Annotated in this window: 20 protein-coding genes; 12 read left to right on the top strand and 8 right to left on the bottom strand. The window is 29.3% G+C overall.

What is annotated here, in order from left to right; translation table 11 throughout:
- Positions 1-91 precede the first annotated feature (91 nt).
- Positions 92-1921: a phosphoenolpyruvate carboxykinase (GTP) gene (locus ACTQYZ_RS05775; RefSeq protein ID WP_441021919.1), complete on the bottom strand. Its 1830-nt coding sequence runs from the start codon at positions 1919-1921 to the stop codon at positions 92-94.
- A 191-nt stretch (positions 1922-2112) separates the two neighbouring features.
- Between ACTQYZ_RS05775 and ACTQYZ_RS05770 the strand changes: the two genes are divergently transcribed.
- A complete protein-coding gene (locus ACTQYZ_RS05770; RefSeq protein WP_441416194.1) occupies positions 2113-3870 on the top strand; it encodes an ABC transporter ATP-binding protein in 1758 nt (585 codons plus the stop codon).
- A gap of 12 nt (positions 3871-3882) precedes the next feature.
- Here the strand turns inward: ACTQYZ_RS05770 and ACTQYZ_RS05765 are convergent, their stop codons facing one another.
- Positions 3883-5208, bottom strand: coding sequence for an MATE family efflux transporter (locus ACTQYZ_RS05765; RefSeq protein ID WP_441021915.1), 1326 nt, complete (start codon positions 5206-5208; stop codon positions 3883-3885).
- 222 nt (positions 5209-5430) lie between these two features.
- Positions 5431-6369 (bottom strand): sugar-binding transcriptional regulator, encoded by a 939-nt coding sequence (locus ACTQYZ_RS05760; RefSeq protein ID WP_441021913.1) that lies wholly within the window; start codon positions 6367-6369, stop codon positions 5431-5433.
- A 225-nt stretch (positions 6370-6594) separates the two neighbouring features.
- Between ACTQYZ_RS05760 and ACTQYZ_RS05755 the strand changes: the two genes are divergently transcribed.
- From ACTQYZ_RS05755 to feoB, 6 genes are all read left to right on the top strand, one after another.
- Positions 6595-7581 (top strand): thiamine pyrophosphate-dependent dehydrogenase E1 component subunit alpha, encoded by a 987-nt coding sequence (locus ACTQYZ_RS05755; RefSeq protein ID WP_441416193.1) that lies wholly within the window; start codon positions 6595-6597, stop codon positions 7579-7581.
- Between the two features lie 11 nt (positions 7582-7592).
- Entirely contained in the window at positions 7593-8567 is a 975-nt protein-coding gene (locus ACTQYZ_RS05750; protein WP_441021909.1) for an alpha-ketoacid dehydrogenase subunit beta, read from the top strand.
- A 14-nt stretch (positions 8568-8581) separates the two neighbouring features.
- Positions 8582-9592: a dihydrolipoamide acetyltransferase family protein gene (locus ACTQYZ_RS05745; protein WP_441021907.1), complete on the top strand. Its 1011-nt coding sequence runs from the start codon at positions 8582-8584 to the stop codon at positions 9590-9592.
- Positions 9593-9610: 18 nt separating this feature from the next.
- Positions 9611-11620 carry a dihydrolipoyl dehydrogenase gene (gene lpdA / locus ACTQYZ_RS05740; protein WP_441021905.1) on the top strand — a complete coding sequence of 670 codons (2010 nt, stop codon included), beginning with the start codon at positions 9611-9613 and terminating at the stop codon, positions 11618-11620.
- A gap of 106 nt (positions 11621-11726) precedes the next feature.
- Positions 11727-11948 carry a FeoA family protein gene (locus ACTQYZ_RS05735; RefSeq protein WP_441021903.1) on the top strand — a complete coding sequence of 74 codons (222 nt, stop codon included), beginning with the start codon at positions 11727-11729 and terminating at the stop codon, positions 11946-11948.
- 64 nt (positions 11949-12012) lie between these two features.
- Positions 12013-14154, top strand: coding sequence for a ferrous iron transport protein B (feoB, locus tag ACTQYZ_RS05730; protein ID WP_441021899.1), 2142 nt, complete (start codon positions 12013-12015; stop codon positions 14152-14154).
- A 5-nt stretch (positions 14155-14159) separates the two neighbouring features.
- On the opposite strand, the gene ACTQYZ_RS05725 is transcribed toward feoB, so the two are convergent.
- Positions 14160-14435 carry a hypothetical protein gene (locus ACTQYZ_RS05725; RefSeq protein ID WP_441021897.1) on the bottom strand — a complete coding sequence of 92 codons (276 nt, stop codon included), beginning with the start codon at positions 14433-14435 and terminating at the stop codon, positions 14160-14162.
- A 174-nt stretch (positions 14436-14609) separates the two neighbouring features.
- Here ACTQYZ_RS05725 and ACTQYZ_RS05720 point away from each other — a divergent pair, with 174 nt between their 5' ends.
- The 4 genes from ACTQYZ_RS05720 to ACTQYZ_RS05705 all read left to right on the top strand — a co-directional run bounded on the left by ACTQYZ_RS05720 (position 14610) and on the right by ACTQYZ_RS05705 (position 17909).
- The gene (locus ACTQYZ_RS05720) at positions 14610-16826 is read left to right on the top strand and encodes a leucine-rich repeat domain-containing protein (RefSeq protein WP_441021895.1); all 2217 of its coding nucleotides are present in this window, start codon (positions 14610-14612) and stop codon (positions 16824-16826) included.
- Between the two features lie 133 nt (positions 16827-16959).
- Entirely contained in the window at positions 16960-17334 is a 375-nt protein-coding gene (locus ACTQYZ_RS05715) for a helix-turn-helix domain-containing protein (RefSeq protein WP_441416192.1), read from the top strand.
- Between the two features lie 6 nt (positions 17335-17340).
- Entirely contained in the window at positions 17341-17523 is a 183-nt protein-coding gene (locus ACTQYZ_RS05710) for a hypothetical protein (RefSeq protein ID WP_441416191.1), read from the top strand.
- Positions 17469-17909 carry a GyrI-like domain-containing protein gene (locus ACTQYZ_RS05705; RefSeq protein WP_441416224.1) on the top strand — a complete coding sequence of 147 codons (441 nt, stop codon included), beginning with the start codon at positions 17469-17471 and terminating at the stop codon, positions 17907-17909. Before ACTQYZ_RS05710 ends, ACTQYZ_RS05705 begins: the two co-directional genes overlap by 55 nt.
- On the opposite strand, the gene scpB is transcribed toward ACTQYZ_RS05705, so the two are convergent.
- Genes scpB through lysA form a run of 4 tightly spaced genes read right to left on the bottom strand, consistent with a single transcriptional unit; the run spans position 17849 to position 21109 of the window.
- Positions 17849-18472, bottom strand: a complete 624-nt coding sequence (scpB, locus tag ACTQYZ_RS05700; RefSeq protein WP_138269105.1) for an SMC-Scp complex subunit ScpB — start codon at positions 18470-18472, stop codon at positions 17849-17851. The two genes, ACTQYZ_RS05705 and scpB, sit on opposite strands and share 61 nt — an antisense overlap.
- An 8-nt stretch (positions 18473-18480) precedes the next feature.
- The gene (locus ACTQYZ_RS05695; protein ID WP_441021887.1) at positions 18481-19200 is read right to left on the bottom strand and encodes a segregation and condensation protein A; all 720 of its coding nucleotides are present in this window, start codon (positions 19198-19200) and stop codon (positions 18481-18483) included.
- A 9-nt stretch (positions 19201-19209) separates the two neighbouring features.
- A complete protein-coding gene (locus ACTQYZ_RS05690; protein ID WP_441021885.1) occupies positions 19210-19818 on the bottom strand; it encodes a site-2 protease family protein in 609 nt (202 codons plus the stop codon).
- Positions 19819-19834: 16 nt separating this feature from the next.
- Complete coding sequence (gene lysA, locus ACTQYZ_RS05685) at positions 19835-21109, bottom strand: diaminopimelate decarboxylase (RefSeq protein WP_441021883.1); 1275 nt, start codon at positions 21107-21109, stop codon at positions 19835-19837.
- Positions 21110-21229: 120 nt separating this feature from the next.
- On the opposite strand from lysA, the gene rnr reads away from it, so the two are divergent.
- Entirely contained in the window at positions 21230-23341 is a 2112-nt protein-coding gene (gene rnr / locus ACTQYZ_RS05680; RefSeq protein WP_441416190.1) for a ribonuclease R, read from the top strand.
- Position 23342: the final 1 nt, after the last annotated feature.

Genomic DNA, 23342 nt, shown 5'->3' with positions numbered 1-23342 from the left:
CGTATTATACCAATTTTAAAACTTCATTAATATATCTATAATCAATTATACAATCTATAAAAAAAGCATCTGTAAAAACAGATGCTTTTTTTTATTTATAAAATCTGAAAGGTGAAACAACCGCTCTGTCAAATTCTTTTCTTGCTTTTTTTAGTTTATCCATTTCGTTATTAAATTCAACTTTGAATTCATCAGGAAGATTTGTATTTTTAAATGCTTCTTTCATTCTTGCCATTTTTTCAAGATATCTGTCAAGTCTTATGGCAAATTGAGATTTGTATTCATCTTCTGTATAATCTTTATCAAGAGTTTCTTTAAATAATTTTTTTAAATCTTCATATAATGGAATATTTCCAATAGGTGTTTCAACTGCATCATAATCTTCGTGAATTCTTCCTTCAGCCCAAAGTAACCATACTTTTTTATCAAGTTTTCCATTTAAGAAATTGCCATCAATATCTTTTAAGAAATAGTTTGTTGCATATATTCTTGGAATATGTTTTAACTTTCTTCCAAATTCAAAATGTTTTTCAATAAATTGTTTGAAAGGTACTGAAATAAAGTCACAAGTTGCAAGAGGGTCGTGAGTTCTTACACCTTCTTTTCCAATTGAAGCCATTGTAGTTTCTGATTCAATGATGCTTCCTGTTACCATACCTTGATTCCAAGATGATGATTCAGCTATTGGAACTGTTGTATGAGCATCTCTTCCTCCGAATATCATTGCATCAAGAAGAACCCCTTCTTTATTATTTAGATTTTCATCTGCATTAGCAAGTTCTTCTATTTTCATTGTATATCTTGCATTTTTACTTGATGGAATTATTCCGTATTCTTTTTTCCATTCTCCGCTATGGTTAAATCCTTCTTCAGGAAGTTCAACTCCCATTTTATTCCAATACGTTTTTCCATCACTTACAAGTGTATTAGAGAAAATTACTTCTCTTGGAGTTGTTAATGCATCAAATATAACAGGGTCATCTTTACCGTTTATTTCGTTTATTATACCAAATATACCTTGTTCTACATTTACGGCTTTTGGATTACCATCTATATTTCTTATATATGTTATATCATCTCCTACGATACTTTGTCCTGAAATCATGGCTGTACTTGTTTTACCACATCCAGAAGGGAAAGCACCTGCCATATATGTTTTTCTTCCATCTTTTCCGTGTACTCCCATTAAAAACATATGTTCAGCTAACCAATCTTCGTCCATTGCTTTTTTTATTGCAAGTCTGAAACATAATTTTTTTAGTCCTAAACTGTTTCCTGCGTATTGGTTATTACAAGTATATACAGTGTTATTATTTATATCTATGTAAATTCTTCTTTTATCTATGTTTTTAGTAACGCCGTTTACTAATTCTCCTGCACTATGTATTAAATAAAAAAAGTCATCGCTACCATTTAAATTTTTAAAATCTGAATAACCTTGTCTGTATAAAAGGTTTTCGCTGTGTACTACATAAGCAGAATCTGTTATTTGTAAAGCTGGAATAGAGAAAATTGAATTGCTTGGTCCTAGGCAGTAAAAAGCAACGAACATTTCTTTGCCTTTCATCATTCCGTCCATTATTGAGTATATTTCTTTAAGTCCACTGTCTCTGTTTGTCCAGTTTATATCAAGTCCCCAGTTAACTTCTTTATCAAGTAAATATTTTGTGTTTACCTTGTCTCTTGCTTGGTCAAGTGGTGAATCAAAATGATATGTATGACCTTCAAGATTTAAAGGTGTTTCTTCTCCGTTATTTATTGAAATTTCTTTAATATAATTCTGATCTTCAATACTGTCTGTTAAAACAGTAACTTTATTTGGTTTTAATAGTGAAACCATATTTATTACTTTTTGCATAACATATGGATTTTTCAATGCTTCAAGTTTCTTTAGATTTTCAACGCTAATAATATCTTTCATAGTTGTCTCCTTCTTCCTTAATTGTTAAACGTATACACCACATATAAATAATTTACTACAAATTTGATTTTTTTTCAAGATAAGATTATTTATATATTTCAAATTAAAAAAGGAAAAGTTATATTTATTGATAAAAAAAGGCTTTTAATGTATAATAATTTAATTGTAAAAATAAAATTAAGGAGTTTAAAGTGTCTATATTTAGAAAATTTATTAGTTATTATAAACCTTATAAAAAACTATTTTATCTTGATATGTTTTTTGCATTTATTGTTTCGATAGTTGATTTGGCTTTCCCTCAAATTTTAAAATATTTGACAGGTGGGCTTTTTACTTTAGGTAAAGAAACAATACTTAAATATATATGGTTAGTAGCGATTTTAATGTTAATTATGTACATTGTAAGAACATACGGAGAATTTTTTATTACATCTTGGGGGCATATTATGGGTGCAAATATGGAAAGTAATATGCGTCAAGATTTGTTTGATAAATATCAAAGATTATCTTTTTCCTACTATGATGAAAACAATACAGGGGATATGATGTCCAAACTTGTATCAGATTTATTTGATATTTCTGAACTTGCACATCATGGACCGGAAAATATTTTTATTTCTACGTTTAAAATTGTAGGTTCATTTATTTTCCTTTTATTTATAAATATTCCTCTAACTTTAATTTTAATATTAATAACTTTTAGTATGCTTGTTTTTTGTTTGTATTTAAATAGAAAAATGCAAGCTACTTTTACCGATAATAGAAAAAAAATTGCAGGTGTAAATTCAGCTGTTCAAGATAGTTTGGCAGGTATAAGGGTTGTAAAGTCCTTTGCAAACGAAGAAATAGAACATGATAAATTTGATTATAGTAATAGACTTTTCTTATCTTCAAAAACTGCACAATATAAAATTATGGGTAAATATCATGCTGGTACATCTTTCTTTAAAGGTCTTTTATATCTTGCTGTTATAGTTTTTGGAGGATTATTTGTAGCTTATGGAAGTATGAATGCTGCTGATCTTGCTGTATATGCTTTATATATAGGTATATTTATTACTCCTGTAGAAGTTCTTATAAACTTTACGGAACAATTTCAAAAGGGATATGCAGGGTTTAAAAGATTTTTAGAAGTAATTGAACTTAATCCTGACATAAAAGACAGTAAAAATGCAGTGGAACTTAAAGATGTTGAGGGAAATATTACTTTTAAAAATGTTTCATTTTCATATGAACAAAATAATAAAGTATTAAGTAATATTAATATCAATATTGAAAAAGGGAAAACCGTTGCTTTAGTTGGGCCGTCAGGGGGAGGAAAAACAACTCTTTGTTCATTGATTCCAAGATTTTATGATGTTGACAGTGGTGAAATTTTAATTGATAATACAAATATAAAAGATGTAACTTTAAAATCCCTTAGAAGTTCAATCGGGGTTGTTCAACAAGATGTATATATGTTTGGCGGAAGCATAAAGGAAAATATTGCATATGGTAAGCCTGGTGCAAGCGACGAAGAAATAATAGAAGCTGCAAAAAATGCAAATATTCACGATTTTATTATGAGTCTTGATGATGGGTATGACACTTATGTAGGGGAAAGAGGTACAAGACTTTCAGGAGGACAAAAACAGAGAATATCAATTGCAAGAGTATTTCTTAAAAATCCTGAAATACTTATACTTGATGAAGCAACTTCTGCTCTTGATAATGAAAGTGAAAGACATATTCAATTATCCCTTGAAAAACTTTCTAAAGACAGAACAACTCTTGTTATTGCTCACAGATTAAGCACTATAAAAAATGCTGATGAAATAATTGTTATTGTAAATGGCAGAACCACAGAAAGAGGAAACCATTTGGACTTAATGAAGAAAAATGGATTATATGCTAAATATTACAATATGCAGTTTGATGGGCTTGAAAAATTTGATATATATGAAGAATAAAAAAGAGATAGTTTAAACTATCTCTTTTGTTTTTATAAAACGTAAATAATATATTATTCCAACAACCATTGGAATAATAGGGGAGATGAATTCTGCAATATATATTCCTATATAAGATAGATTAAATATTTCTATTAATATTATGCTTAAGGAAACTCGTATTATAACTGCTTGAAGAATTGAGTTTAGCATTGCCGTAAAGGAATCTGATACTCCTGTCATAAATGAATCCATAATATACATTACTGCATAGGATACAAAATTTATTGAACAGCATATTCTTAAATATTTTACTCCTTCATTTATAACCTGTATATCAGTTGTGAATATGCCTATAATTTTATAAGCATATATTTGGAAAATCATAATAAGTATAAAACAACTTAATATTGCATAAATTATGGAAAGATGAATTGTTTTTTTTATGTTATTAATATTTCTTGCTCCATAATAATAAGATACTAAATTTATTACAGCTTGACCTATTGCCCAGCATGGTAAGGCAGCAAAAGTATTTATCTTTAGTCCTATTCCTGCTGCTGATGCTATTGTTGTTCCATATCCGTTTAATATTTTTGTAATTATTAAATACGAAATATTTAAAATAGTCATTTGTACTGCACAAGGTAATCCGATTTTTATTATTTTTATCACGTAATCTTTTTTCATATACATATGTTTATATCTTATTTTTAATAATAGTTTTGTTCTTAAATATATATAAGAACAAAAGAAAGATATTCCTTGTGAAATTACTGTCGCAAAAGCCGCTCCTTTTACTTCTAAATTTAGTTTATAAATAAATATATAATCTAAAAATATATTTACTAAGGTTGAAAGTATCACAAAAAATAAACAACTTAAAGAATCTTCATATCCTTTAAGAATTGAATAGACTGCATTATATCCAAAAGTAAAAATAATTCCAAAGGAAATTATTTTTATATAATCATTTGCATAATTTAATGCACTTAAAGGTACATTCATAAACTCAAAAATGTTTTTATGCGATAATAAGATGATTATAGTAAGCATAAAAGATATAATTACGGAAAGTGAAAACAACGTAGCTATGGTATGTTTTATATTTTCTTTATTATGTTCCCCGTTAAATTTTGAAATCATAACGCTGGCACCTGTTGTTATTCCCATACAAACAGAATTTATTATGAATGAAATCATTATTGCACTACTAAGTGCCGTTATAGCATTTTTACCCACAATATTTCCTACAAAAGCAATATCAACAACTGAGTAAAGCTGTTGTAATATATTAATAAAAAATAATGGTAAAGCAAGTTTAATTAATTTATTATTTATTTTATATTCTTTTTTCATGTTATTCTCCTTATCTTGATATAAAAATAAAAGACCTAAGATAAAACATTATCCTAAGCCTTTAAATTTGTATTAAAATAAGAATTTCATAATATTAAAACATGAAATAGGATTTTTATATTAAAAATCTTTTATTTTTGGCTTCGTATAATGTTTTATCAAAACTTAACTTATACGAAGCTTGGATTATGCAAAGTTTCATTTTTATCTCCTTTAAGGATACTAATGATTCATTATATAGTCTGCCGTATCTTTATCAATTACAAGAGTATTAATATATTTACCTTTTAAAGCTGCAAGAATTGCTTCGTGTTTATCTTCTCCTCCTGTAATACATATGACGTTTTTACTTCTTTTTATTGCATCTATATCAATAGACATTACTCTATTATTAAAATCGCAGTCTATTTTATTGCCGTCTTTATCAAAATAGTTTAAGCAAATATTTCCTACTGCGCCTTTTTCTTTTAATTCGTTGTAGTCTTTTGGATTTAAAAACTGTTCTTTTAGAGAAGATGTTGAACTTGCCATTAATCCAACGCTGCCAAGAATTATATCGCAGTAATTAAATAGGTTGAATAATTTTTTTAAACTTTCTTCTTGCATTAAAGTTTGTTTTGTTTCTTTTTTTGAAACAAATGTAGGTGCAAACATATAGTATGCTTTTGCATCTATTTTTTCTGCAAAGTTTTTTGTTATGTCATTTGTTAGGCGTGTATCTCCAAGATTGTTAAGACTTCCAACCAATTGAAGCGCTTTAATATTTTTGTATTTACCTTTTAATGCAGGGAAATAATTTACTGTATTGTATATTGTTCTTCCCCATGATATACCTATTGTTAAATTATCTTCAAGTAAATCAGTTACAAGCTCTACTCCGGCTCTACCAAGTGAATGGAATATATCTTCGTCTTCTTGAGGCTGTGCAACCATTACTCTTTTTAGTGAGAACTTCTTTTCTATTTCTGATTCAAGATTAATAAGATATTCTTCATATCCTTTAATGTTGATGTCAACAATTCCAAGTTCTCTGCTTTTTTTAAGAAGTCTGTTTACTCTTTGTCTGGACATGTGTAATCTTTGTGCAATTTCACTTTGGGTTAATTCTTGTTTATAATAGTAATATGCTATCTTTGTAAGGATTTTTTCTTCAACTGCCATAACCAACCTCCATAACAAATGTTATTTTTCTAAATTATATCATAATATTGAGCAAATGTGTCAAATTATTTTTAAAAAAAGTTAAAATTGGTACAAATTATAGTTGAAATTTTAATTGTAATGCTTTACAATGTGTTTAAAGAGAAAGTCATTTGTTACTTTTGTAAACAAATGCTCGTTTAAGAAAATTTTTTCTAACAGCATTAAAAAATAGGAGGATTAAAAATGATGACGTTTGAAGAAAGAAAAAAAGACAAAAACGAAATGCTAAAAGTCTTAAAAACAATGCTTACTTCTAGACATTTTGAACTAAAAGTAAACGAAATGTTTATGGCTGGATTGATTCACGGTACAACTCACCTTGGAGTTGGTGAAGAAGCCTGTCATGCAGGAATTAGTTTAGGTCTTAAGGAAGATGACTGGATTGTTCCTACACATAGAGGACACGGACATTGTCTTGCTAAAGGTGCAACTCCTTATAATATGTTTTGTGAACTTTTTGCAAATTATGAAGGTGGTTGTAAAGGACTTGGCGGTTCAATGCATTATATTGATTTAGAACATTGTAACCTTGGAAGTTCTGCAATTGTAGGTGCAGGTGTTCCAACAGCCGTAGGTGTTGCATTTGCACTTAAAAAACAAGGAAAGAAAAATTGTGTTGCCGCATTCTTTGGTGACGGTGCTTCAAATCAAGGAATGGTGCTTGAAGGAATGAATCTTGCAAGCATTTGGGATGTACCTATTTTACTTTGCTGTGAAAACAATAGATACGGAATGTCTACACCAGCAAAATTCACAGTACCAGTTGAAGATATTGCAGTTAGAGGAGAAGGCTTTAACATAAAATCTAAAGTAGTTGACGGAATGGACGTACTTGCCGTTATGGAAGCTGTTATGGAAGCCAGTGAATATTGCAGGGAAGAATGTAAACCTTATCTATTAGAATTTAAAACATATAGATATCTTGGACATTCAAAATCAGACCAAAGAAAATACAGAACAAAAGACGAAGAAGAAGATATGAAGAAAAATCATGATGCTATCGAAAGACAAAAAAATTATATGATAGATCAAGGTATGATTACACAAGAAGAATTTGAAGAATTAGATAAAAAGATCGAAAAAGAAATTGAAGATGCTGCTGAACAAGCAAAGAAAGTTAGCAAAATCATCTCTGTTGAAGAAGCGATGAATTATGTTTATGCTGAGTAGGAGGAAATAAAATGGGAAAAATATCTTATTTACAAGCAATAAAAGACGCAATGAGCGAAGAAATGCGCAGAGATGAAAATGTGTATTTCTTAGGTGAAGATATAGGTTTATACGGAGGATGTTTCGGTGTAAGCAGAGGAATGTTCGATGAATTTGGAAGAGAAAGAGTTATTGATACACCGATTTCTGAAACAAGTTTTACATATGCTGCATTTGGTATGGCAATGTTTGGACTTAGACCAATAGTTGAAATTATGTTTGGTGACTTTGTTTCATTAGTAGTAGATCCAATAGTAAACGGTGCCGCAAAATATAGATTCATGACAGGCGGTCAAGTAAAAGCTCCATTGGTTCTTAGAACTCCATTTGGTTCTGGAACAGGTGCTGCTGCACAACATTCACAATGTCTTGAAGCTTTATTTTTAAATACACCTGGACTTAAAGTTGTTATGCCTGCAACTCCTTATGATGCAAAAGGCTTATTAAAATCAGCAATTAGAGATGATAATCCTGTATGCTTCTTTGAAAATAAACTTTTATATAGAACAAACGGTGAAGTTCCTGAAGAAGAATATACTATCGAACTTGGCAAAGCTGATATTAAAAAAGAAGGAAGCGATATAACACTTGTTGCATGGTCAAGAACTTTACTTTTCTGTTTGGAAGCAGCAGAAAAATTAGCTGAAGAAGGAATAAACTGTGAAGTAGTAGATGTTAGAACTCTAAGACCATTAGATACAGAAACGATAATTAATTCTGTTTGCAAAACAGGAAAAGCGTTGGTAGTTTACGAAGCTCCAAAATTCGGAGGTTTTGGTGGAGAAATAGTTTCAACAATAAACGAAAGTGAAGCTTTCTATCATTTGGATGCGCCTGTTGAAAGACTTGGTGGAATGGAAATTCCTGTACCTTACAATCCAATTATAGAAAAACAAATTGTTCCTTCTGTTGATGATATTGTAGCAAAAGTAAAAGAAATGATGTAAAGGAGGGTGGTAATATGAGTAAAATATTAGCAACTCCTGCTGCCAGAGTTTATGCAAAAGAGAAAAATATTGATCTTGCAAATGTGGTTGGCAGTGGCAAATATGGTGCAATCGTATTAAAAGATTTGGAAAATGTTCTTCCTGTTATGAGAGAAAAGGGAGTTAAGATTACCCCGGTTGCAAAGAATGTTATGAATTATTACGATGTTGACATTAAAGATGTAGCTTATTCTAATAATAAAATAACGAAAAATGATGTAATGAGTGCCGTTGGTTTGGAAAAAGAAGAAAAAACAGCATTGGAAAACGCTACTGTTGTTAATGCTCCTATTCTTGAAGATAAAGTTATTCCATATAAAGGAATGAGAAAAGCAATCGGAGATAACATGATGACATCAATGTTAAATGCTCCTCAAGTATCTCATTTTGCAGATATAGATACAACGGAATTTATGAATATATTTGAAAAAACCAAAGCTGTATTTAAAGAAAAATATAATAAAAAACTTACCGTTACTGATTTATTAATGAAAGCTGTTTGTATGACTTTACAAAGATGTCCTAAAGTAAATGCAAACTTTGACGGAAAAGAAATTCATAGAAGAAGTACAGTAAATATAGGTTTGGCTGTTGCACAAGAAGATGGGCTTGTAGTTCCTGTTTTCAACGGTGTTGAAAATAAAAATATCTTTGATATTTGTGATGAAAGAAGCGAAATTGTACCTCAAGCAAGAGCAAATAAATTAAGCGGTAAATATTACAGAGGTGCAACTTTTACAATCAGTAATACAGGTAGAAGTGTAAATAATTTCTTTACACCAATAATCAATCCTGGTGAAGTTGCAATTCTTGGGGTAGGAAGAACTGCTCAAATGCCTGCTGTTGTTGACGGAGAAATTGTTGTAAGAACATTTACAGGATTTAGTATAACAATAGATCATAGGGTATTGGACGGTATGGATGCTGTTGGTTTCTTAAATACTTTAAATGAAGTTTTAAGCAATCCTATAGGTATAATAATTTAATCAGGAGAATGTTTTAATATGGGAAAATATATGTTAATGCCAAAACTTGACATGTCTATGGAAGAAGGTCAAATTCTAAAATGGATGTGTAAAGTAGGAGATAAGATAAAAAGAGGCGATATAGTCGTAGAAGTTGAAACGGGCAAGGTTGCTTTGGAAGTTGATAATCCAACAGCCGACGGAACAGTTCTTGCCCTTTATGTTGACGAAGGAGAAGATGTAAAAGTAAATACTCCTATAATGTATATTGGAGAAGATGGCGAAGTTCCTCCTACAAAAGAAGAAGCCATGGGGAAAGATGAAGAAGTAAAAGAAGAATCAAATTCTTCCGGTGATGTTTCAATGGATGATTTTGATGGTAAATTTATGTTAATGCCAAAACTTGATATGTCTATGGAAGAAGGAGAAATTCTAAAATGGATGTGTAAAGTAGGGGATGATATAAAACGAGGCGATATAGTTGTAGAAGTTGAAACAGGTAAGGTTGCTTTGGAAGTTGATAATCCAACAGCTGACGGAACAGTTCTTGCTTTATATGTTGAAGAAGGAGATAATGTAAAAGTAAATGAACCTATAATGTTTATAGGTAAAAAAGGTTCAACTCCTCCAACAAAAGAACAAGCTCAAATGCTTACAAACCCAGATAAAAAAGTTGAATCAAAACCTAAAAAACAAGAAAAAGAATATGATTATGATTTAGCTGTTATCGGTGCAGGTCCTGGAGGATATGTTTGTGCTATAAGAGCTGCTCAATTAGGAGCAAAAGTAGTTATATTTGAAAAAGAAAATATAGGTGGGGTATGTTTAAATAAAGGATGTATTCCTACAAAATCATATGTAAAAAATGCAGAAGTTTTAAGAGAAATAAAACATGCTGATGAAATGGGTATTGAAATTGATTCGTTCAATGTAAACTGGTCTAAAGTTTTAGATAGAAAAAATAAAGTTGTATCAAAACTTACAGGCGGTGTAAAAGGTTTATTAAAACGTCATAAAGTTGATGTTGTTATGGGCGAAGCAGTAATCAATACAAACCATGAAATCTTGGTAGGTAATGATTCATACAGCGTAGATAATATCGTTGTAGCTTGTGGTAGTGAATCTGTTATGATTCCTATTGAAACTGATAACAGTGTTGAAATTTTCGATTCTGAAAAAATACTTAACTTAGATAAGTTACCAAAAGACTTGGTAATTATCGGTGGTGGTGTTATCGGTGTTGAATTAGCCGGTGTAATGAATGAATTTGGTGTTAAAGTAACAATAGTTGAAATGCTTGATAGCATTCTTGCAATGGCAGATGATGATGTTATTAACGTAGTTGACAAAGAACTTAGAAACCACGGTATAGATATTATAACAGGAAAAGGTGCAAGCAAGATAGAAGGCGGTAATGTAGTATTATCTGATGGTACTAAAGTTAAAGCTGACTGTGTACTTATGTCTGTTGGTAGAAAACCTGTTAAAGTTGCAAGTAATGTAAATATTGTTGTAAGTGCTAAAGGATTTATTGAAATTGACAATAAATTAAAAACAAGCATTGACAATATTTATGCTATCGGTGATGTTACAGGTAAAGTTATGCTTGCTCATACCGCAAGCAGACAAGGTATTGTTGTTGCAGAAGATTTATTCGGAGAAGGTGAAGAAGTTGATTACAGCATGATTCCTTCTTGCGTATTTACAATACCTGAAGTTGCTTGGATAGGTTTAAATGAAAAACAAGCAAAAGAACTTGGTATTCCATATAAAACAAGCAAGATGCCTTTCGCAGGAGTTGGAAAAGCGCTTGCAATGAATGATACAACCGGATTTGTAAAAGTTATTACAGATGAACGTTTTGATGAAATAATCGGTGTTCATATTGTAGGACTTAATGCTTCAGATATAGTTGCACAAGGTGCAATTGCAATGGATCTTGAAGCTACAAGTGAAGAAATTGCCAATATTACTTTTGCTCATCCTACTTTATCAGAAGGTTTTATGGAAGCATGTGAAGGTATTAAAGGTAAAATGATACATGGATAAGTATTAATTAAAGAGCTTGATAAATTCAAGCTCTTTTTTTTATTGTCTTATAACAAAATTTTATTCAAGTTCATATAATGTAATGTATAATCAGGAGAATATTTATATGAAAAAATTAACTAATGTAAAAATAGGGCAGACAAAAAAAGTAAAAAAAATATTTGCAAATAAAGATGACAAAAGAAGATTTTTAGACTTAGGACTTATAAACGGAACAAAAATAAAGCCTGTATTTGTAAGTCCTTTAAATGATCCTGTTGCATATGAAATAAGAGGAAGTATTATAGCCCTTAGAAAAGAAGACAGTGATAAAATTTATGTATATTGATTATTTGTAACCAAAAACCTCTTTATGCATATTCTATTATTAGGAAGCATAAAGAGGTGATTTTATGGGGTTAACTATAGGTTCAACAGGTTCTAAGTTATTAAAAAAAAATGTGTTTGAAAAAGTTGTTGGATGTGATTTTACCATAGGTCTTTGTGGAAATCCCAATGTTGGTAAGTCTACGGTATTTAATGCTTTGACAGGTATGCATCAACATACAGGGAATTGGACTGGTAAAACAGTAATTAATGCTGTTGGAGAATATGAGTATAAAAATAAAAACTTTCTTTTGGTAGATATTCCCGGCACTTATTCTTTAATGTCAAATTCGAAAGAAGAAGAAATAGCGAGAGATTATATTTGTTTTGGTAAAGCTGATTTAATGGTGGTTGTTGTAGATGCAACTTGTCTTGAAAGAAATTTAAATTTAGTTTATCAAGTTATGGAAATAACAAATAATGTTATTGTGTGTGTAAATTTACTTGATGAAGCAAAGAAAAAAGGAATAAATATCGATTTAAAACTTTTAAGTGAGTATCTTGGTGTGCCTGTTGTAGGAGTAAGTGCTAAATATAAAAGGACTTTATTTGATTTAACAGAAGAAATTTATCGTATTTGTGTAGGTGAAATAAAAATAACTCCAAATAATATTAAATATGACATAAAAATAGAAAATGCAATAGAGCATATATCTTCTGTCCTAGAGGGATATGATTTAAAAAATACATATATCAAAAGGTGGATATCATTAAAGTTTATTGAAGATAATAAAAAAATTTTAAATTCAATTGAAGAATATTTGGAAATTGATTTAAAAAATAATGCTAAGCTTAAAGAAGTAATTGATTATGAAAAAAATAGATTAAATGAATGTTTATCATATGATTTTACTGAAATGATTATGCAAACTATACTTAAAAATAACGAATTTTTATGTTCTAAAGTAATCCGTTTTAATAACAGAAATTATAACGAGCGAGACCGAAAGATCGATAAAATTCTAACTTCAAAATTATTTGGAATACCTATAATGCTGGGTTTTCTTTGTTTAATTTTCTGGATTACAATATATGGAGCAAACTATCCGTCGGAAATACTTTCTAAGTTTTTTTCTTTTATAGGAATTAAACTATATGATTTGTTTGATTATATGAATATTTCTGTATTTTTTAAGGGCATGTTGTTAGATGGTATGTATAACACATTAACCTGGGTTATAAGTGTAATGTTACCGCCTATGGCAATTTTTTTTCCATTGTTTACGATTATGGAAGACCTTGGGTATCTTCCAAGAATTGCATTTAATTTGGATAGATGTTTTAAATGTGTATGCGCATCCGGCAAGCAGGCTTTGACAATGTGTATGGGATTTGGCTGTAACGCAGCCGGAGTTGTTGGATGTAGGATTATAAATTCTACAAGAGAGAGGCTTATAGCTATTATTACAAATGTATTTGTTCCTTGTAATGGACGTTTTCCTTTTTTAATTACGGTTGCAACAGTATTTATAGGTGGAGTTGGATTAAATTTTAAAAAGTCACTATTATGTACTTTAACGGTTTTACTTGTTGTATTATTGGGTGTTTTTATGACTTTTGTTGTTTCAAAATTTTTATCGGTTACTTTTTTAAAAGGAGCACCTTCAACTTTGGCTTTGGAACTTCCATCTTTTAGAAAACCAAAAGTAACAGGCATAATAATAAGGTCCATATTTGATAGAACTTTATATGTTTTATATAGGGCTATAATTTTTGCTGCTCCTGCGGGAATAGTAATATGGCTTATGGCAAATATTACAATAGGAGATATTAGCATTTTAGGTTTTGTAGCAAATTTTTTAGACCCATTTGCAAAGCTTATGGGACTAGATGGTTATATTTTAACAGCTTTTATTCTTGGTATTCCCGCAAATGAAATAGTTCTTCCTATTATTTTAATGTGTTATCTTGGTAATGGAAGTATTGTTGATATAGGAAGTACCATGCAAATAGGAAATATTTTAATTCAAAACGACTGGACAATATTTACTGCAATAAATGTTATGATATTTATGCTTTTGCATTTTCCTTGCGCCACTACTTTAATGACAATAAAAGCTGAAACAAAAAGTATAAAATATACTGTTTTATCTTTTTTAATTCCAACTTTTTTAGGGGTTATGTTATGTATGTTTACAAATTTAATATTTAATTTGTTTTTTATATAATAATATTATTTATTTTCAATTTTATAATATGTTAAAACTTTTTTTAGTACATTATTGTATTCACCACTAAGAAAAGAAAAAACATTTTGTATATTTATATTTTCTTCTTTTAGTGGTGAAATTTCTTTGTAAATCAAATTATAATAAATTTTTATTTTCTTTGATAATCTTTTTTTATCTCTCTTTTTATTTTCAAATAATAAAAGATTCTCAAGTCCAATTATATTGCTTAAATATTTTACGACATTAAAACGAATACCATTTAATTTTTTTTCATTCATATTTTTTATCTTCCTTTACAAAATTTTTAATACGAAAGTATATATAACTATTTACCATAAATATGGTAAATAAAGGTAGTAAATTATTGATAAAAAAATTAAAATGTGGTACTATTTTTGTATATAAAAGAGTTTTTAATCTAATTATATAATTATTAGATAGGAGATATTATAATGTGTAAAATAAATAAAACAGAAGCAAGTTGTGTTAGTGAATATACAGTTCCTGCAGATATAAAAGTAATTGAAGAAAAAGCTTTTAAAGACTGTAATAACTTAAAAAAAGTTATTATTTCTGAAGGTGTAACTGTTATAGGAAACAGAGCATTTGATAAATGTAAAAATTTGGAAGAAGTTGTACTTCCTTCTACTCTTAAAATAATAGGAAACAATGCATTTAAAGAATGTTCAAGTTTAAAGAAAATAGTTTTTCCTGAAGGACTTGAAAAAATAGGTAATATTGCTTTTTATATGTGTGAATCTTTGGAAGAAGTTGTAATTCCAAGAAGTATGAAAAGTATTGGATACTACGTATTTTACGGTTGCTCAGGACTAAGAAGCGTAACAATTCCTGATACAGTGGAAAATATTGATTTATTTGCTTTCCATGGATGTACATCTCTTAAAGAAATTAACTTACCTAATAGCTTAACAAGCATTGGCGGTTATGCTTTTTCAAATTGTACTGGGCTTAAAACAATTAAATTACCTGAAAGCTTGGAAAGCATAGGTATTTGTGCATTTGATGGATGCTCAAATCTTGAAGAAATTTTCCTTCCAACAAGTCTAAAAAGCATAAGCGATTATGCATTTGATGGAGCAAACGGACTTAAAAGATTATTTATTCCAAAAACAGTTGAAAAAATCGGCGCATATGTTTTTGCAAACTGTTCAAATTTAGAATGTATAAATGTTGATGAAGAAAATGAATATTATTCAAGTGTAAATGGTGTTTTATATAATAAAGATCAAACAACACTTTTATGTTGTCCTGGTGGAAAAGATGAAGTTGATATTCAACCAAATGTAACTGCAATAGGACCAAGAGCTTTCCTAGGTTGTGTAAATCTTGAAAGTATTGATATTTTAGATGGTATTACAAGTATTGGAAATTCTGCTTTTGACGGATGTAAGAGTTTGGAACAAATCAATATTCCTAACAGCGTTGAAAGTATTGGTGCAGGAGCATTTAGCGGTTGTAGACATATTATAGATATGGTTATTCCAGACAGCGTAAAAGAAATTAAGAGAAGCGTATTTAACGGATGTTGGAGACTTGAAAGATTAACACTTCCATTCATTGGTGAAAGTGAAGAAAAAAATACTTATCTTGGATATTTATTTGGGGCAAGTTCTTATTATGAAAATGAAACTGATGTTCCTGCTTCTTTAAAAGAAGTAACAATAACAAGAGGTGGTATTGATGATTATGCATTCTTCTTATGTTCTGATTTAAAACAAGTTAACATTAAAAACGGTGTTACAAGAATAGGTAGACTTGCTTTCCATAAATGCACGGGACTTAAAGATATTTATATTCCTGAAAGTGTTGAAGAAATTGGCATTGAAGTATTCTCAGGATGTAAAAACTTAACAACACTTACTGTTGATGAAGATAATAAGAAATATTCAAGTGAAAGCAATATTTTATTTGATAAAGAAAAAACAACAGTAATTTGTTGTCCATTTGTAAAAGGTGCGGTTGTAATTCCAAGCGGAGTTAAGAAAATAGAAGAAAGAGCATTCAGTTACTGTGATAGAATTTCAAGTTTATCACTTCCAAAAACAGTTGAAGAAATAGGAAGAGAAGCCTTCTTCGGATGCAGGAGTTTAATTCAACTTGCAGTTCCAAGTGGTGTTAAAAATATAGGTGATTATACTTTTGCAGGTTTTACAGGACTAAAAAGCATAACAATTCCTGAAAGCGTAAAAAGTATTGGTGCATATGCATTTGACGGTTGTACAAATCTTGAATATATTACACTTCCAAGCAGTGTTGAACAACTTGGAGTAGGTGCTTTCAATAACTGTGCAAGCCTTAAAGATTTTATCATTCCAGAAGGTATGAAACATATTTCAGGTTTTGCTTTCTATGATTGTATTAGCTTACAAACAATAAGAATTCCTGATAGTGTTGAATATTTAGGTGAAAGAACATTTGATGGATGCAGCGGACTTACATCTGCAACAATCGGTAAAAATGTTCAAAAAATGGGAAGATATATATTCAACTATTGTAAGAACTTAAACAGTGTAACTATTGAAGGTAGCGATACTGAAATAGGAGAACACGCATTTAAAGCTTGCGATAATCTATACATGTTTGTAAATAAAGGTTCAAAAGCTGAAGCTTATGCTAAAGAAAATGATATTATTTGTATAGCTGAATAATAAATAAATTTAAAAGACACACTTATGTGTGTCTTTTTTTGTATATAATATTTTCATATCATTTAACGGCACTGTAAATCATGAAGTGAATTTCTTTTCTTGCTATAGTATTATCATGGAAGGAGGAAAAAGTATGAATTTGATAGATGGATTACAAAATGCAATAAATTACATGGAAGATAATATAACAGAAGATATTGATTATGATAAAATTGCAGAAGTTGCTTGTTCTTCAAGTTTTCATTTTCAAAGAATATTTCAAATTGTTTGTGGATATACATTAGGGGAATATATAAGAAGTAGAAGGTTATCTTTGGCAGCGGAAGAACTTTATAATAAAAACGTGAAGGTTATAGATGTTGCCTTTAAATACAGCTATAATTCCTGTGAAAGTTTTAGCAGAGCTTTTACTAAATTTCATGGAATTAGTCCAAGTCAAGTAAAAAGCGGTAATTCAAATTTAAAATCTTTTTTTAAACTTTCCATAAAAATTGTAATAGAAGGATGAAAAGACATGAATTACAGAATTGAAAAAACAGGTGAATTTACTATTATTGCCAAAAGAACAAGGTATGGAGGGGGTAAGGAAATAAGCAATAAAAATATAAAAAAACTTGGCAGACATATTTTGAAGATGGCACTATTAAAGAATTATGTTCTTATACTAAACCCGATAATATGTTTAAGGGAGCAATAGTAGGAGTATGTTTTGACGATCCAACAAAAGGAGATTTTGATTATGCAATTGGGACTTTATATGATGGGGGAAAAGTAAATGAAGAATTATCTCTTGAAAATGTTCCAAAAAATACATGGGTAGTATTTCCTTGTGTAGGGAAAATGCCAAAGGCGTTTGAAGAATTATATAAAAGAATATATACAGAATTTTTCCCTACAAGTAAGTATCAACCTTACGGAGGAATGTGTATAGAAGTATATTATAGTGATAATATTTTAAGTGAAGATTATAAATGTGAAATATGGATTTCTGTAAAGGAAAAAAAAGACCCTGTTAGAGGTCTTTATATTTTTTCAGTAAACATTAATTGTTCTCCTGATTCTTCCATTTGTTCGTCTATATGATTTTCCAAATCATTAATAAAGTTTTCAAAATCAGGTAGTTCAGATATTTTTTCTATTCCCGCAAGTCTTAAAAATTCTTTTGTTGTTTTAAAACTCATAGGTTTTCCTATTACGTCTTCTAATCTTCCAGCTTGTTCAACAAGTCCTCTGTCGATTAATAAGTCTAAAGAACTGCTGGATTTAACCCCTCTTACAAGCTCAATATCCAGTCTTGTAACAGGTTGTTTATATGCGACTATTGCAAGTGTTTCTAAAGCTGCTTGTGAGAGGTTTGTAGTATTATAATTTGTAAGAACTTGTTTTACATAATCAAAGTATTCACTTCGTGTTGTTAGTTGATATGTATCATCTGTTCTAACTAACTTTACACCTCTCATATTATAATCATATTCGCTTTGTAATTTTTTTAGTAAAGATGTTGCATATTTTTCATTAATATTAAGTACTTTTTTTATTGTATCAATATGCACTTTATCTCCTACAGCAAATAAAATACTCTCAATAATATGTAAAAGTTCATTTTCATCTTTGTTTATAAACTCGTTATTATTTGTTTCGCTCATCTTTACTCCTAAATCTTTTCTAATAAAATATCTCCGTATACTTCCGATTGTGTAAGTTTTACGGCATTGATTTTTAATAGTTCCAATGTTGCAAGGAATGTTGCAATAATATATCCTTTTTTATGATTATTTTTAAATAATGATAAAAAACTTATCTTGTTTTCTGTTTCAAGTATTTTAGATATGGTTAAGATAGAATCGTCAACAGAAAAAGTATCTGTTTCTATTGTTTGATGGTCACTTATTTCGTTTACTCTTAATTGATGTTTTACAAGAATATTTTTAAGAGCTTTTGCAAGTAATGATACATCTATGTCTTTTACGACATATTCATCTTTTATTTCACTGAAATATTCCGGATCTTTTGTAAGTGACTTATTGTAAACTTGTTCGCCTTCTTTTAAGTTTTTAGTAAGCTCTTTAAAGGCTTTGTATTCGATAAGTCTATTTACAAGTTCTTCTCTTGGGTCGATTTCTTCATCATTTTCATCTACCTCAACAGGAAGAAGCATTTTTGATTTTATTTCCAGTAATGTAGATGCCATTACAACAAATTCACTGGCAACTTCCATATCTAAATCGTTAAATTTATATATATAATCTAAATATTGTTTTGTAATTTCAACAATTGGAATATCATATATATCTATTTCATTTTTATGTATTAAATGAAGTAGAAGGTCCAAAGGACCTTCAAAACTACTTAAATGTAAAATATTTTCTTTCATAATACTCCTTTAAAGCAGTATATTTAAAAACGGCATCATTAGAGGAGATAATATAAATCCTATTACTCCAGTAACAAGTAAAACTATAAGTATGATATATAAATATCTTTCATATTCATAAAACTTAGCTTCATATTTATAAGGAAGTAAACTTGCAAGTATTTTTGAACCATCAAGAGGTGGCACAGGAATAAGATTAAATATCATTAAAGATATATTTATTATTACTCCGTATTGTAAGATATAATATAAAGCGAAAATATCAAACATGGGTGCAACAAATTTATATAAAATTGAGAAAATGATGGCTAGTATCAAATTAGATAAAGGTCCTGCTAAACTTACGAGTATCATTCCTAATTTTCTTTTTTTGAAATTCATTGGGTTAATTGGAACTGGTTTTGCCCATCCAAATCCAAAGAATAGTAGAGCAAGAAACCCTAAAATATCTACATGACTCGTTGGGTCCATTGTCATTCTTCCAGAAATCCTTGCAGTAGGATCTCCCATTTTGTCCGCTACAAATGCATGTGCAAATTCATGAACACTAAGTGCCAATATAATTGGAATAAGCATATATAACATTTGTATTAAATTTTGATTACTAAATAAATTCATTACATCTCCTTTTTAATTAGTCCTCAAGCCAGCTTGGAACTACATCGTTTTGAATTAGATTTTCATAAGTATCTCTTTTTACCATTAATTCTGCTTTGTCATCTTTTAAAAGTACAACAGGAGGAGTTTTAAGTCTGTTATAATGACTTGACATTGAATAGTTATACGCTCCTGTGTTTAATACTGCAAGAATATCTCCAGGTGCTGCTTTTGGAAGAAGAATATCTTTAATAAGAGTATCTGTTTCACAGCATTTACCACTTACAGTATAAAGTTCATTTGCTTCTTTGTTGTATTTATTTGCAATAACAGCATGGTAAATCGCATTATATAGAGCTGGTCTTGGGTTATCACCCATACCACCGTCAACACTTATATATTTTCTTAAATAAGGAATTTCTTTTATTGTTCCTATTGAATATAAAGTTATACCTGCAGGACCGATAATATATCTACCAGGTTCAACTATAATCTTTGGAATTTTTATTCCAAGAACATCACATTGTTTTCTTATTATTTTGCTGATTGTATGTACATATTCTTCAACATCGAATACAGGGTCGTCGTGTAAGTAGTTTATTCCAAAACCACCGCCAAGATTTAAAGCTTCAATTTCAACACCCATTTCTTTTATGTTATATACAATTTCAAGCATTGTTGTTGCTGCTATTTCAAAAGGTTTAGGTGAAGAAATATCAGAACCTATATGACAGTGTACCCCTGTTAAGTTTAAGTATTCTTCATCAATAATCATTCTTGCTGCTCTTACAGCCATATTTACAGGTATACCGAATTTTGAATCGATTCTTCCTGTTTGTATATATTCATGTGTATGAGCTTCAACCCCAGGAGAAACTCTGAAATGTACGTTTTGAACCTTTTTAAGTTTCTTTGCTATTCTTCCAACCAAACCTATTTCATAAAGGCTGTCGATTGTAATAACACCGACACCTGCTTCAATAGCTTCTTTGATTTCTTCTGCTGATTTATTACTTCCATGGAAACATATTTTTTTAGGGTCAAGACCAGCTTGTAAGGCTGTATAAATTTCTCCGCCTGAAACAGTATCAAGACAAATTCCTTGTTGTTTTATTATTTTAACCATAGCAATATTTGTAAAAGCTTTTCCGGCATAATTTATATCATAATCAAGTCCGTATTCTTCAAAACTTTCTTTGATTAAATTAATGGCTTCTACAATTTTATTTTCACTTATAACGTAAAGTGGTGTTCCGAATTCTTTTGCAAGCGCCACGGTATCATGACCTGCGAAAATAAAATGTTCATTCATGTCTACTAACTCCTAATTTTAATTATTTTTTCTTTAGCTTAATTACACATTATATCAGATATTTATTTCTTTTTAAATAAATTATATTAATTTTTAGTTAAATAGTATATAATAATTTGTATGAAAAATGATAAATTAATATATTTAAGCGAACAGATTTATTTACTAATGAATAACGATGATTATAAGCCTATGAAATTTAAAGATTTTGCTTATATTTTTTCTCTTCATTCAAAGAATCAAAAAAATCTTTTATCTAATGCGCTAAATCATCTAATCAGCGAAAAAATGATAAAGTATGTTGACGGAAGATATTCTCTTACCAAAAATAAAGTATATGAAGGAATATACGATAGAGGTAAGGGTTTATTTGGTTTTGTCAGTGTTGATGAACTTGATGAAGATATATTTGTCTTAGGAAGTGATTCAATGGATGCTTTTAGCGGAGATAAAGTAAAAGTAGAAATAATAAAAGAAAAACAAGGAGATAAAAAAAGAGAAGGCAGAATTATCGAAATAACAAGTAAGGTTAAAAGACAAACTGTCGGTACATTCTTTAAAGAAAAAACTTTTGGCTTTGTTGTAAGTGATAATCCTAAATTTACAAATGATATATACATTCCAAAATCAGGAATAAAATATGCAAAAAATAAAGATAAGGTTGTTGTAGAAATAACAGATTTCCCAAAAGATAAAAATTGGGTTGGAAGAATAAAAAAAGTACTAGGACACCAAGGTGATGACGGCATTGAAATAGAATCATTAATATATGAATATGATATCCCAAATGATTTTTCAAAAGATGCAATCAAAGAATCTAAGGAGCTTACTTTTGATAGTCTTGATAAATTTGAAAATAAAAGAAAAGATATAACAAAAGAAAATATTTTTACAATAGATGGTATAACGGCAAAAGATCTTGATGATGCAGTTAGCATTAAAAAAGACGGTAAGGATTATATTTTGTCAGTTCATATTGCAGACGTAAGCAATTATGTAAAAAGAAACAGTGAAATTGATAAAGAAGCATATGAAAGAGGGACAAGTGTATATTTCCCTGATAGAGTTATTCCAATGCTTCCAAAAGCTTTATGTGAAAATTTATGTAGTCTAAATCCAAATGAAAAGAAAAAGGCTTTTAGTGTTGACATGAGGATAAATAATCAAGGTAAACTTATATCATATGAATTCTATAAATCAATTATTATGTCAAAAGCAAGATTTGTTTATGATGAAGTAAACGAGCTTTTTGAAGGAAGTAAAGAATTAAAAGAAGAATATTATATATTTAAAGACGATTTGTTTTTAATGAAAGAGCTTTACGAAATTTTAAGACAAAGACGTTTTAAAGAAGGAAATATAGATTTTGATGTTGATGAAAATGAAATAATTGTAAAAGATGGAACTGTTGAGGATGTTAAAATTAGACATCGAGGTATTGCGGAAAGAATAATAGAACAGTTTATGCTTATAGCAAATACTTCAGCTTGCGAATTCTTTTCATCAATGGGAGTAAATGGTATATACAGAGTCCATGAACAGCCGGACAAAGAAAAAATTTCCGATTTTGTTCGTTTTGCAAATGCTCTTGGTTATAAATTGAGACTTCATGACGAACATTATAATAAAGAGTTACAGCAGTTTTTAAAAGAAATAGAAGGGGATAAAAACGAGCAGCTTTTTAAAACCGTTCTTTTAAGATGTATGAAGAAAGCTGTTTATACTACCGATAATAAAGGACATTTTGCCCTTGCAATACCGAACTATACCCATTTTACATCTCCAATAAGAAGATATCCTGACTTAATGGTTCATAGAGTTTTATCAAATATTTTACTTGGTAACATTAATTTGGATAACCTTGAAAAAGAAAGAGAAAAAATGGAGAAAAAAGCAAATTATATTTCAAAAGCTGAAAGAATAAGCGAAGAAATAGAAAGAGAAGCAGATAAAATTTTTATTTGTGAATATATGGATAGATTTATAGATGAAGAGTTTAAAGGAAGAATTTCCGGTTTCAGTCAAAAAGGTATGTATGTAAAATTAGAAAATGGTGTAGAAGGCGTTATATATTTTAATAATTTAAAGGACGATTATTATATATATGACGAAGAACATTATTCTCTAATCGGAAGAGATTTTGGCAAAAAATATATGATGGGTGAAGAAATTAACATTAAAGTAATTGGCGTATCTAAATTGAAAAGAGAAGTAGAATTTTGTATAATATAAG

Source organism: Anaerofustis sp. LCP19S3_F7 (genome assembly GCF_052119445.1).
GTDB classification, from domain to species: Bacteria; Bacillota; Clostridia; order Eubacteriales; family Anaerofustaceae; genus Anaerofustis; species Anaerofustis butyriciformans.
This window is presented reverse-complemented; position numbering and strand designations above follow the sequence as displayed.